Consider the following 12,826-nt stretch of genomic DNA (forward strand, 5'->3'; position numbering starts at 1 on the left):
AACCTGTTGAGCTTTGCCTGTGATTGATTAAGGAAAGCTCACCATGTTTCAATCATTGGCGATCGCAAGGTCTATTTGCGCTTCCAACACAGTCAACGGTAATGCACCGTTATCCAGTACCAGATCATGGAAGTCCCGGATATCAAAATTGTCTCCTTGCGCCTCCCGCATCCGCTCGCGCAATTCCAGTATTTTCAGCATGCCCGTCATATAGGCGGTAGCCTGCCCGGTGTAGATGCTATATCTGGCAATATTACCCAAAGCACTGTTGTTACTTACCCCGACGTTTTCTTCAAACCAGGAAACGGCTCTTGATTGACTCCAGCCAAAGGCGTGAATGCCGGTGTCCACCACCAATCGCGCCGCTCTTAAGGCTTCAAAGTTAAGTCGGCCAATATCACCATAGATATCATTGGCATACCAGTTGTAATCACCCGCCAAACGTTCTGCATATAATCCCCAGCCTTCGATATAGCCCGTTGCCGGATAATTCCGGCGAAAATCAGGTAATGCCGTTTCCTGTGCTAACGCTATTTGCATGTGATGTCCGGGCATCGCCTCGTGATAAGCCAAGGTGGGCATAATAAAGTAAGCCTCCGGGCTGACATTCTGCGCAAAAAAAGCCCCATCTCGCGAGCCATCTAAAGAACCTCTGACATAAAAGCCGCCCGTTGGTCCACCTACCACTCTCACTTGTTGCACCGGAAATCGGTTAAACAGTGGCATCATTCTATCTTCAGCATCACTGATAAGCCGCTCATAAGTACTGATGATCTGACCTGTGGCAATAAAACCGCCGTCATTGGCTACGCGGCTAAATAGTTGCTGTAAGGACTCACCCGCCGAATAACCTAATTGGTCAAACCGCTCGCGCAATTCGCTGTGAATTCGGGCGATTTCCTGCAATCCCAGCTCGTGAATTTCCAAGGCCGTTAAATTCGTAGTGGTGTGATAACGCAAGCGTTGCTGATAATAAGCCTCACCACCGGGAAACTGTCCTACACCAATCTGTTGGGGTGCGCGATTGCGTTGTGCTTGCAGAAAACTTACAAGCTGGTTGTAAGCAGGCACAATCTCATCTCTTATTGTGGCTCTTGCGGTATCGCGAAAGCTCGCTTTTTGGGTATCGGTTAAACTGCTGATGTCATCCAGTTTACTGCTGAAGTTGGCAAAGTAAGCTGAAGCATCAATATTGCTGACGGCATTACTGTGCACATTAATAGAGACATCTAATGTAAACTGCGGCTCAATAACCCCGTAGGCTTCCATTTCCTGTAAGTTATTGATGAGCTGTGTGAACTTATCATCTACGAAGGTCAGTCGCGTCAGATAATCCTGTACATCGGATTCTGTCTGCAAGGGGTGCAAATCGGAGAAAAACAACTGAGTACCGCTGGGAACGCCAGTGAGAAAATAAGTGGCCTGATAGTCAAAGTAGATAAAACCCCGCATTTCAGCATTGCGCTGTGCAAGCCACAAAAGGCTATCGTAATTAACTTGTTGTGCTGTATCTAAACTGGCTCTGTCGATTAGCTGCAATCGCTCATAAAGTGCCTGCCACATGGCAATGGTGGTCACCTGATAGGGAAAATCAATAGGAGTCAGAGCTAACGTATCTAGCTGATACTGTTCTGCCAGGCCCAATCCCAAAACGCTTTCTGGATCCCTCAGTGAAAGCACTGGCCATGCCATATCCAGAATATCGTTCAAGTCCATATCCTGAATCAAATCTGCAAACTCGCTGGCTGCGATGCCTGGCTCAGGCGGAGTTGGAGCAGTGGGATTAGTAGGCGTGGTGGGTGTTGAGGGTGTACCGGGCGTATTATTTGTTGTACCGGAAGAACCGCCGCCGCAACTGGCAAGCAAACTAATCCCGATAAATACCAAGGCTGAACCCAAAATAAATGGTCTGCGCAGTAGATTCATAATACTAGTATCAAGCTGATGATGTCCCTTTTAGCATTAACCATGGCTGTCACTTTGTCAGGTAATGTCACACTTTATTACATTTGTACCATCTCTCGGTATTACCAAATCATCAGCAATAATTGCATTTTTCGTTGTTACGGCTAAATTTTTTCTTGATCTTTTTTTGAATTAACCCGGATGAAAAATTATGCATTTAGTTAACTACTTAATCTTTAATGGTCGTTGCGAAGAAGCCATCGAGTATTATCAAAAAACACTTAACGCCGAACTCGTTATGTTGATGCGATTTGAAGATATGCCGGCTGAAGGTAATGAAGACTGCCAGATGCCGGAAGATATGGGCCAGAAAATCATGCACGCTGAAATTCAAATTGGTGATTCAAAAATTATGATGTCGGATAGCCCAGAACAAGGCCCTGTTAATTTCAGCGGATTTTCATTGTCTATTGCCGCAGACTCGATAGAGCAAGGAAGCAGTCTGTTTTCCGCCCTGGCAGAAGATGGAAAAGTAATCATGCCACTGGCAGAAACCTTTTGGGCTAAGGCGTTTGGTATGTTAGAGGACAAGTTTGGTTTGAGCTGGATGGTGAATGTCGAAGCAAGCGATGAATCTTAAATTTGATACCGCGTCCGACTGAACACTTCCGTATTCCGTCGGACGCTCCAAAGATTAATGCTTGTTCATATAATCCATGGTTAGGTTCGTCAGTAATTTAACCCCTAGATTCATACCTTCATCATCCACATAAAACTCTGGTGTATGGTGAGCAGGGGCTTCGCTGTCTGGTACGTCTTTGGGTTTGCCACCCACAAACAAATACAGGCCGGGAATTTCTTTCTGGAAGAAAGAGAAATCTTCCGCACCAGTTGTAGGTTTGCGGCTAATCACATTATCTTTACCTGCCGTTCGCACCAGGGTATCCAGCATGTCGCCCATCAACTCAGGATCGTTATAAGTAACCGGATAGTTATAATCCAGTGGTAGCGTGACTTCTGCGGTGGCACCCATGCTTTCGGCAATGGCTTTCACTTTACGCGGTAACGACTCATAAATATGCTCTCGCGCCGCATCGTTTAAGGTGCGAATGGTACCCACCATTTCCACTTCATTGGGAATGATGTTAGAACGAACCCCGCCCTGGATTTTACCCACAGTGACAACAGCGCCATCTTCCACTAACTCCAGTTCGCGGCTGACAATAGTTTGCAGGCCCATAATAATTTGGGCCGAAGTCACTACTGGATCAACACTCATCCAGGGATAAGCACCGTGTGCCTGTTTACCTTTAACCACCACTTTGAAGGGATCTACCGCGGCCATGATGCCGCCCGCGCGATACGCCACGGTATCCACTTCCAAGCCTGCCCAGATGTGCAAACCAAAAATCACATCCACATCAGGATTTTTCAGCACACCTTCTTCCACCATCACTTCAGCACCACCGCGCTCACCGGCAGGTGCACCTTCTTCAGCAGGCTGAAAGATAAACTTCACTTTGCCTTTTAATTTATCTTTGTTTTGCGCCAATAATGTTGCTGCGCCCATCAACATGGCCATGTGGGTATCGTGCCCACAAGCATGGCTTACTGGCACATCGTTGCCGTTGTACTCACCACGGGCGGTGGACTTCCAGGGTAAATCGTTAACTTCCTGTACCGGCAGGGCATCCATATCGGCTCGAAGCCCAACTACCGGACCGGGCTTACCACTATCTAACACAGCGACAACACCAGTAATTGCGACACCAGTTTGTACTTCAAAGCCTAGTTCCCGCATATAACTAGCAATATACTTTGCCGTTTCAAACTCGCGGTTGGATAACTCCGGGTTTTGATGGAAATGACGACGCCATTCAACCGTTTTTGGCTCTAATTTTTCCGCCTGAATGGCGATATCTGCCGTGGCATGAACCGCAAAGATAGCGCTAAGCGCCAGTGTGAGTTTTCTTATCATTATCGTTCCTGTTGGGTTGGAATAGTTTCGCTTCGCATTGCATTGAGCCCCGATACTACCCGTGTACCCCCAACATTCTCAACCGATTTTCAATGGCAAACATCTGATCCAGGGTTTCACCAGCGATGATGCCGTAGATATGCGTCTTCAATTTTTTATCTTCGATATACTCATTGGCAGACACAATCACAAAGTCCTTATGCTCCAGATCCCGATGTAAACGCACCATGGCCTCATCCAGACTACAATCCACCGAATAGCCAGTGGAAAACTTGGCGTACTCTTTCTTTTCTTGCTGTAAGTTGCGGCGCAAAACACACAAAGGCGTAGAACCATTAATGCGGATATTGGCATCAATCACAAACATTTCACCTTCGGCGTTTTCCAGTACATCTACACCTACGACGCCGAAATAACCGTGTTTGTGCAGGAATCGACTGAGTACGGCGATCTTATGTTGAAACTTTTCCATCGTATCGCTATAACGGATCACACCACCGATCATCTCTCCATCTTCGGTGACCATTTGATTAGTCGCGCCTAATAGTGTGGCTTTGCCCTCGCGATCCACATAAAACTGGACACAGTAGTTACCCACTTCGTTGAGTACAAATTCCGATACCAATACCGTGCGCACCAGGCCCGCTTTAATATACTGACGGATATCAATGGAGCAGAAATCCAGGTCTTCCTGGTTGCGAATAATGTAGGTGCCCTCACCCGCCAGGCCATGAGACACCTTCACCAAAAACGGATATTCATCGGGCACTTTCACCTGACTGATATCCACCTGAGTTAAATCGTAGTGAGTAAATTTGGGATAATGCACCCCCATCTCAGCCAGTGTTACCTTGCTCAACAAGCGATAGTGTTCATCGGGGTCGATAGCGTGCTTTTCTTTTTTGAGGTGATCAAAAGGAAACAACGACAGGATCTTATCGTATTTATCTGACTCGTTCAGTTCGTTAAATATGTTTTGGTGAGGATAAACATCCAGATTGTCGTACTTAAAACCAAAATGCTCCCGCCAATAAGTTAAAAGGGGATCGGAGGGCTTTTCCATCAAAATTGCGGGTATATCATCCCCCATCACCGACAAAACCCGCCAGGGCTCCATTTGTGCCGTTTTATTGTAGGGGACTTTGCTCTCTTCAGAGTTACCATCCTGGATAAGGTACTTTTGATTATTAGGGAAATGACTCCAGCCTGCGGTACTGGGATAAGACACGTAATAGCCGTATTTGCCATCCTGAATATCATTGGCGAATAACTCAGAAAAGGAATTACCCGAAAAAAGCTTAAAGTCCTGCTCGATGCTCATGAAACCCTCTGTATAAGACAATGTGCGCTACTCCTTTTTTAGCCTAGTTCAGGAAAAAACGATTGCCACCAGACTAGGGGGTTTTTATGGCTAAATTATTTCGAATGCATAGTTATTCAACAATTTCCCCAAAATCGCTCTCATATCACTGAATTGCAATGATTTGCGCATAAGATTTCACGGCTTATGAATGGCTATTTAAGCGCAGAAAATTGGTAATTTTTGCTTTATTGCTATGCTTAAAGACATTTGATAGCTTGAACCAGACAGGTTCATATTTGCTCAATCCAATACTCAGCCAACACGCTATAGGACAACCTCATGACTGACTTCGTGGCAGAACAAACTTCTCGAACAAATGCAAAAGACTCAGATGCATTTGATGTATTCAATTTACGTCACTATGTCGGGCCCAACCCGGATTTGTCCTGCGAAGCACTGGCTTTTGATTTTGCCTTTACCGGACACCCTAAACCTGCTCCATTGAACGACATCCATTCGGCGGTGGCAGAGCGTTTACCAGAACTGGCCAAGGTAGAGTGTGAAAACTACGCACAGTTATTTGGTCATACTGTGTCTGTGGTTAACCGCCTGGATCTCAACCTGCACATGGACAAATGGGAAGTACAGGAAAAAGAACACGGTGCTCGTATCGCCTTTCAGGTGATCCACAAAACCACGTCCTGGAAAGTTGTCTATTTTGTCTGGGATTGGTTTGAATATATCTGCGACCCGGATAACAACGAATTTGATTACGATGCCCAATTTGCGGAATTGCAGGAGTCCTTCAATCGTTCGGTATTTGGTGGCCCTACTTCCTACAGCCTGCTTAAAGCCGCCGCCAAAAAACACGTCCCCGTCACCTATTTATGGGACGAAGGCCTGTTTCAATACGGTTATGGCAAAAGCATGATCCGCGGTATCGCTACTACATTTGATGTAGACAGCCACGTCGACTCTGACTTCACCTGTCGCAAAGACGATTGCAAAGCCTTTCTGGCGGAATACGGCTTCCCGGTACCCGAAGGCGAAGTGGTATATGAACTAGAAGAAGCCATTGAAGTTGCCGAAGATATTGGTTACCCGGTGGTGTGTAAACCGGTAGTGGGTCACAAAGGTATTGGCGTTACGGCCAATATTGAAAACGAAGATCAGCTGCGCAAAGCCTTTATTAATGCCGTTGCCGCGGTACCAGAAGGCGAACCACAATCCATTATTGTAGAAACCTTCGTTACCGGCAACGACCATCGTATTTTATGCGTAGATGGCGAATTTGTGGCCGCCCTTAAACGGGAAGCGGCCTATGTGATTGGCGATGGTGAGTCCACCATCATGGAGCTAATTAATATCGAAAACGGCAAAGAAATCCGCGCCGATACCGCCACCTCACCGCTGGGTAAAATCCTGACAGATGATGTGATGGATAATACCTTAAGTGATGCAGGCCTAACCCGTGACTCAGTATTAGAGCGGGGCGAAAAAGTCCATCTGCGCAAAGTGGCCAACCTGTCGTTGGGCGGCGTGAGTGAAGACGTGACAGATATCGTGCACCCGGAAATCATTGCCATGAGTCGTGCTATAGCGCAGCACTTTAAGCTCACGGTATTCGCCCTGGATGTGATCACCGATGATATCGCCAACGACTGGAAACCAGTAAAAGGGCAAAAACGCGCCAACTTCGGTATCATCGAGATCAACGCGGCACCGGGCATTTATATGCACTTAAAACCCGCCTACGGTCGCTCCATCGATGTGCCTACTCGCATCATCGAAACCTTCTTTGATGAAAGCCTGGATGCCCGTATTCCTATCCTGACCTTCAATAAACTCAGCAAACCTGGCATGAAGCGCATTATCGATTACATCATGCACCACGATATCTGTCGTTACCCGGCAGGCGTGTGTACTGACGGTATGTTTCTGAAAAAACACGAGTTTCCAGTGAACCCTGATTACAACGCCAACATGCGCAACGTGCTGAGAAATCCCAGAGTAGAAATGTTGCTGGCAGAAATGCCATTAGCGGTCTACGAAACGGAAGGAATGTATTACAATAGTTCAGATTTATTGGTGCTCGAAGATCCCAACGAGACAGAAATGATTCTGGCAGAAGATATGGAACCCGGCGCCATAGTGATGATCCGTAAAGGCAACGATGTAGAAATTCGCCGCGGCGATGCTGAGCCTGAAGCCATGCAGGTAGAATTCGAGGATGAATTCTTTTCCCTGGTACTACACGAAATCAAAGCCCACTTTGGCAAAAAAATCATCTTACAACCGGCAACCCTTTAAGGACCGCCAGATCCTTAGCAGTATAGGTAGAAAAATTGGTGTTTAATGTAATGCATAATAACAAAGGTACTTTAACCCTAATCGGAGGCGCAGAAGATAGAAACAGCAACAGTGGCGTGCTTCGAAATCTGGTAGACAAAACCAAAGCCCGTTATGTGGCTGTGGTACCTACCGCCTCCATGTATGGCTACGAACTGGGCGATGAATACAAAGACACCTTTCGTCGCCTGGGTGTAGAAAAAATCGAAATTCTGGATATTAAAGAACGCCGCGATACCGAAAACGAGCGTTTTCTGGAAATCGCCAAAGAGGCCGATCTGATCTTCTTTACTGGTGGCGACCAGGTAAAACTGGCCCATGTGTTCTTACATACAGAATTATTAAAGATCATCAAAAACCGTCACTTCTTATCGGGCTTGCACCTGGCAGGTACCAGCGCTGGCGCCATGGTAATGAGCGACCCGCTGATTTACGAAGGTGACGGCAAAGACTTCCAAAAAGGTGCGGTATTTTTCGAGCCGGGTTTTGGTATCACCGCCAGTACCACAGTCGACACTCACTTTATGGAGCGCGGCCGTATCCCGCGTATTTGTGCCTTTCTGGCATCGGGTTACAGCAAACGCGGCATCGGGGTAGGTGAAGACACCGCCGCCTTCATTACCCCAGATGACAAACTGGAAGTGTTTGGTTCCGGCATCGTTGTGATGTTCAACGCCGACAAAATGCGTTACTCCAACTTCCACAACATCAAAGAAGACGAGCTCATCGATATGGATAATGTGGCCATGTCTTTCCTGGTGCACGGCTCCCGCTTTGATATGAGCAAATGGGCGCAAATCAAACCTTCGAAACGCAAGAAGATTATTGCGGCTTCTTAAACAAGCCCGCCCGACTAAAGTCGAGCCTACATTCAGATTTTACCACTTCTGTAGGTTCCGCTTAAACACCATGGATGGTGTGAATGTCTTTGTAGCAGGGAGCAATAAAAGACCAGCTGGACAAAACAATTGCCGGGGCGCCGGCAGCGCCTAAAGGGAAACCTTCCCCCGTTGGAATCCTCCGCCATCCCGGATTTCTCTAATTCCCCCTCGGATATAAAATTCTAATTGGATTAAAGAACTGCTGGAGCGTATTGATTAGTCACATGGGAATGTCACCCTGCTGCAGGTTTATTGTTATACTGGCTTACAATCAACTCTGATATTGAATTAATACCATGGACAAAAACATTCAAGACCTGCTGAACCAGCCTGCGGAGCAGCGTTATAACTACCTGATCAATCAGGTGAAACAACACCAGCAAATCTGGATCCTAGCCGATGATGTAGGTGCGGTGATGTTTAACAGTGAACAGGAAGATTGTATCGGTATCTGGCCCGATGAAGCCATGGCGCAGTTGTGGTGCACTGATGACTGGGATCATTGTAAACCCATGCCAATCACAATCGATAAATGGCTAAAAGACTGGATCCCGGGCCTTGAAGAAGATGAAGTATCAATTCTGGTTATGCCCGATAGCAACGATGAAGGTGTAGTTGTTGAACCGTGGGAACTGGCCGAGCGTCTAAAATAAGACTCTTATCTATTGCTGTGTAGCAACTAAACCAGCAGTTGCTTTCTGATTTGCCGAGGGCTCATTCCGAGCCCTTTTTTAATGACATCGCTGAAATGGGCAGGTGAGGCAAACCCCAGAGACATGGCAATCTCGGTAATAGAGGTTTCTTTCGCTAACTGTTCAATGCCCAAGTTAATGCGTAGCAGCTTGCGATATTGATGCACACTTATCCCCATAATGTTTTTAAACACCCGACACAGATGAAATTCAGAAGTATGCAATACGTTGGCTAGCTCACTGATGCTTTGATTTTTTTCTGGTTGTCTTGCAATTGCTACCTGGGCTGCTTCCGCCAAAGCTCGCCAACGCTTGCGCTTATTTACTTTTTGAGCTGTTTGCTTATCCGGCACGGCATTGTTAAACAGAACTGCCAGCAAAATGAGGATTTGCTCAAAGCCTGCTTCGGCAGAAATTTGTTGAGCCTTCAGGTTCTGCAGCATTCGGTAAAACATCAAATTAACGCCCGGATTGCTCAGTAGTTGATCCAACCTGATTTCTTTGTCCGATATTCTAAAGTGCTTCAGTGGATGCGCTTCTATAGCATTGAAAAACACCTCGCTATCTAACTCCAGCCAATGGCAGTGATCACCCCGGGGGTCGCACACCTGGCGTTCGTAACTGCTACTACCATCGTAGATATTGATTTTGCTGGCATCCGATAAAAAGCGACCACCACTGCTTTTGCAGATGTAAGTTGGCGTTGCAGGGAACACCAAGGTGGGTAAGGTAATAGCACCGGCACTGGCAAAATCATCACTAGATGCAGGACAGGAAAAACGCCCTACCCTGACCTTGGCGTGATTCAGGTACAGTTGACTGTATTGCGAGCAATGGGCTGATTCAGGCATTTTGAGCAAGAATTTGAAAGTTTTTATCTGTCCTGCCCACTAAGATAGCAGGTACTGAGGAAAAACAGGTAATACGAGTTATGAAAGCCCTTCTCTGTTTGTTTTTGTTAAGCACATTGAGTTTGACCGCATGTGCCCAAAATAGCCCGCCTGATTGCCAATCAGAACCCCACCGACAGTTTGATTTTTGGGTGGGTGATTGGGTGGTTTCCGATAAAGACGGTAATCTGCAAGGTCACAATACCATTGAGTTGTTATTGAATGACTGTACCCTGCAGGAAAACTGGCGAGGTGCCAAAGGTAGTAGCGGCAAGAGTTTTAATCTTTACGACCGCCAAACCAAACAGTGGCATCAAACCTGGATAGATGCCAACGGCGGTATTTTATATCTTGATGGCACCTTACAAAATGAGGTTATGGTGTTAGAAGGAGAACGCTTAGGCCGGGATGGCAAACCAGTAACTCACAGGATTAGCTATACGCCCTTAGAAGACGGTCAGGTAAAGCAACACTGGCAAGTGAGCAGAGATAGTGGAAAAACCTGGCAGGATGCGTTTCTGGGCTTCTACAAGCGAAAATCCAGTACAACGGCCATGTAATGCGCTCGCTCATTTTTTGTTTATTTCTTTGTGGGGTCGTTTCAGCAAAAGCTGACATCAATGACATTGATAAAATAAACCCCAATGCCCCAAAAGAAACCCAACAATTTGAACCCTTGCTGGGCCAATGGGCAATCACCGATTTTAATCTCACAGCAGATGGCAGGTGGCAAAAAGGCCAAGGCGCCGACTGGCATTGGTACACCATATTTGATGGCCACGCCATTCAGGACGACTGGATTGCGCCAGCATTAAACCAAGATATACCAGATAGTGAACGTCAATTCGGCACCAATATCCGTATCTTTAATCCGAAAGAGAATCATTGGGAGCTGGCTTGGATGTCTAAAAAAAGGACAGCAGCTGAATACCTTCACGGCCAATATGATAAACAACGAGATTGTAATGCGCGGCACTTTTTCCGGTAACGAGTCCAAAATTACCTTTTACGATATTCAAGCTAATCGCTTTCACTGGAAACTGGAGATAAAAACCGACACAGACTGGAAAGAGGTATATCGGATTATTGCATCTCGTCAAATGTAGCGCCATTTGAGTATTTTCTTTCACCTGGCTACACTGATTTTCACAGTTAAAGACAAGTCAGTTCGGTGTGATGGAAGAAAAGCAAATAAAACAATTTCAGGAAGATGGCTATTGTTTAATAGAAAACGTGCTATCAGAGGATCTATTGCAAAGGTGGCGAACTCTATCCGAGGAGTTGGAATGCAAAGCGGTAAAGAGCCATAAAGAACAAAGCCATTTGCACGGTGCTGTCGTTGTAGAGGATAAGCCAGGGCCACGTCTTATGCGCTTTGACGACATATTTGCACAAGATCCAGATTTGATATTGGAAACCCTGGCCCTACCCGCAGTTTTAGAGATGTCGAAAAGCTTGTGCGGTAGAGGCAGTGTACCAGTACAAATGGACGTTCTTTTCAAACAACAACACCCACACCCGGTTATCAAATGGCATCAAGGCGCTCAACACAGTCGTCACTACCCGTATCTCAACGTAGGAATTTACCTTGATGATGCTCCAGCGGGTGATGGCTGTTTGCGTTATTTACCCGGAACGCAACACGAACTTCAAGACATTGACGCCTTGTCTAAAGAACATGGTTGGGAAATACCAGGGGTAATTGAACAACCAGCGAAAGCGGGAGATATGCTGGTACAAGATATGATGATATTACACGGCTCGCAACCGAAACGCTCTCCGGGTGTAAGAAGAACAATCTACATTGAGTTGCGACCGTGGCAATCTATTGTTGAATCAAAATCACAATCTGAACATTGGGCAGAACTCAGAAAACAATGGATGAGTTTGGTCCTGCAAAAAGATGCCGCCGCAATTTGGCCACAACTATGGCTGGAAGATTATCCTGATGCGCCAGAACCACAGCAATTGATTAACGAAATATTAGAGCGAAGGGAACCACCTCAACCCGCTGTGTGGGGAATTTTTCCGGTAGAGTCAAAAAATTATCCGGTTCCAGATGATATGCTGGAGTGGTAGATGTATGTGTCTTAAAAAAAGTATCAAAATGAAGTTTACTGTGTGGTTAAAAAAGCCATTCTTTCTACTTTGTTGGCCCGCGAGGATAACATGGCCAAAGCCATGGAGACTGCTGCTTTAGAGCAATCAGCAGAGTTGGATATGCCACAAGTGTCACTGGATAGCATTGAGTTCCCCTCAGTGGTATTTAGAATTGATCACATTTACCGTAGTCATTCAGCAATAGTCAATGAGCTATTGAGTTCGCCCGTGGTTTACAGGTCAATACTCGCGCTTGCAGGTAATGATGTTATCCCGCTTGGGGTTGATATTCTTTATAAGAGTTCTTATGACGCTTCCGCAGTTCCATGGCATCAAGGCTCTATTCACAATGGCTCAGTGCCTTGTTTTGCCATGAGCGTTTAGTAGGATGACACTGATGAAGATGATGGCTGTCTGTGCTATCTACCAGGCTCCCATAAACACAAACAAGATGTTCATCAGCTAGCAGCTCAACACGGTTGGAATATTCCTCAGTGCCAACAAGTGCCCGTTAATGTAGGGGATGTGCTGTTTCACGATGTGGTGACACTGCATGGCTCAACACTTAAAGTCAGCTCGGGTTCCTGACGCACCATTTATATCGTGTTTCGACTAGCAAGCGAAATACTGGCCACGGGTTCACAAAGCGAAAACTGGGTAAATTTGAGAGAGTGTTGGATGGTTCTGCTGCATGCCAAGGCAAAAAAACCAACGATTCAAATAGTGCA

At 46.2% G+C, this 12,826-nt stretch carries 13 protein-coding genes and 1 pseudogene; 10 read left to right on the top strand and 4 right to left on the bottom strand.

Translation table 11 applies throughout. The features are described 5' to 3' along the window. Positions 1-48 precede the first annotated feature (48 nt). The gene (locus AABA75_RS21220) at positions 49-1,926 is read right to left on the bottom strand and encodes a DUF885 domain-containing protein (RefSeq protein ID WP_338294740.1); all 1,878 of its coding nucleotides are present in this window, start codon (positions 1,924-1,926) and stop codon (positions 49-51) included. Between the two features lie 190 nt (positions 1,927-2,116). Between AABA75_RS21220 and yjdN the strand changes: the two genes are divergently transcribed. Beyond that, positions 2,117-2,545, top strand: a complete 429-nt coding sequence (gene yjdN, locus AABA75_RS21225; RefSeq protein WP_338294741.1) for a VOC family metalloprotein YjdN — start codon at positions 2,117-2,119, stop codon at positions 2,543-2,545. 54 nt (positions 2,546-2,599) lie between these two features. Here yjdN and AABA75_RS21230 read toward each other — a convergent pair whose 3' ends face one another. Together AABA75_RS21230 and AABA75_RS21235 are read right to left on the bottom strand one after the other, a co-directional pair. Continuing rightward, complete coding sequence (locus tag AABA75_RS21230) at positions 2,600-3,883, bottom strand: amidohydrolase (protein ID WP_338294742.1); 1,284 nt, start codon at positions 3,881-3,883, stop codon at positions 2,600-2,602. A 55-nt stretch (positions 3,884-3,938) separates the two neighbouring features. Then, complete coding sequence (locus AABA75_RS21235; RefSeq protein ID WP_338294743.1) at positions 3,939-5,204, bottom strand: ATP-grasp domain-containing protein; 1,266 nt, start codon at positions 5,202-5,204, stop codon at positions 3,939-3,941. A 321-nt stretch (positions 5,205-5,525) separates the two neighbouring features. Between AABA75_RS21235 and AABA75_RS21240 the strand changes: the two genes are divergently transcribed. The 3 genes from AABA75_RS21240 to AABA75_RS21250 all read left to right on the top strand — a co-directional run bounded on the left by AABA75_RS21240 (position 5,526) and on the right by AABA75_RS21250 (position 9,069). Beyond that, positions 5,526-7,496 carry an acetate--CoA ligase family protein gene (locus AABA75_RS21240; protein WP_338294744.1) on the top strand — a complete coding sequence of 657 codons (1,971 nt, stop codon included), beginning with the start codon at positions 5,526-5,528 and terminating at the stop codon, positions 7,494-7,496. Between the two features lie 50 nt (positions 7,497-7,546). Continuing rightward, on the top strand, positions 7,547-8,374 hold the full coding sequence (locus tag AABA75_RS21245; protein ID WP_338294745.1) for a cyanophycinase: 828 nt from the start codon (positions 7,547-7,549) through the stop codon (positions 8,372-8,374). A 338-nt stretch (positions 8,375-8,712) separates the two neighbouring features. Then, the gene (locus AABA75_RS21250; RefSeq protein ID WP_338294746.1) at positions 8,713-9,069 is read left to right on the top strand and encodes a DUF2750 domain-containing protein; all 357 of its coding nucleotides are present in this window, start codon (positions 8,713-8,715) and stop codon (positions 9,067-9,069) included. A 26-nt stretch (positions 9,070-9,095) separates the two neighbouring features. On the opposite strand, the gene AABA75_RS21255 is transcribed toward AABA75_RS21250, so the two are convergent. Further along, complete coding sequence (locus AABA75_RS21255; RefSeq protein ID WP_338294747.1) at positions 9,096-9,959, bottom strand: helix-turn-helix domain-containing protein; 864 nt, start codon at positions 9,957-9,959, stop codon at positions 9,096-9,098. Positions 9,960-10,039: 80 nt separating this feature from the next. Here AABA75_RS21255 and AABA75_RS21260 point away from each other — a divergent pair, with 80 nt between their 5' ends. The 6 genes and pseudogenes from AABA75_RS21260 to AABA75_RS21455 form a co-directional block, all read left to right on the top strand. Further along, on the top strand, positions 10,040-10,558 hold the full coding sequence (locus AABA75_RS21260; RefSeq protein ID WP_338294748.1) for a hypothetical protein: 519 nt from the start codon (positions 10,040-10,042) through the stop codon (positions 10,556-10,558). Then, on the top strand, positions 10,558-10,986 hold the full coding sequence (locus AABA75_RS21265) for a hypothetical protein (RefSeq protein WP_338294749.1): 429 nt from the start codon (positions 10,558-10,560) through the stop codon (positions 10,984-10,986). The genes AABA75_RS21260 and AABA75_RS21265 overlap by 1 nt, the downstream gene beginning before the upstream one ends. Continuing rightward, a complete protein-coding gene (locus tag AABA75_RS21270; RefSeq protein ID WP_338294750.1) occupies positions 10,964-11,104 on the top strand; it encodes a hypothetical protein in 141 nt (46 codons plus the stop codon). Before AABA75_RS21265 ends, AABA75_RS21270 begins: the two co-directional genes overlap by 23 nt. A gap of 70 nt (positions 11,105-11,174) precedes the next feature. Continuing rightward, positions 11,175-12,077: a phytanoyl-CoA dioxygenase family protein gene (locus tag AABA75_RS21275; RefSeq protein ID WP_338294900.1), complete on the top strand. Its 903-nt coding sequence runs from the start codon at positions 11,175-11,177 to the stop codon at positions 12,075-12,077. Between the two features lie 42 nt (positions 12,078-12,119). Further along, positions 12,120-12,482: a hypothetical protein gene (locus tag AABA75_RS21280; RefSeq protein WP_338294751.1), complete on the top strand. Its 363-nt coding sequence runs from the start codon at positions 12,120-12,122 to the stop codon at positions 12,480-12,482. Between the two features lie 15 nt (positions 12,483-12,497). Then, positions 12,498-12,686 (top strand): annotated as a pseudogene (locus tag AABA75_RS21455) (phytanoyl-CoA dioxygenase family protein); the annotation flags it as partial. Positions 12,687-12,826: the final 140 nt, after the last annotated feature.

The organism is Planctobacterium marinum (genome assembly GCF_036322805.1).
Classification (GTDB): Bacteria; Pseudomonadota; Gammaproteobacteria; order Enterobacterales; family Alteromonadaceae; genus Planctobacterium; species Planctobacterium marinum_A.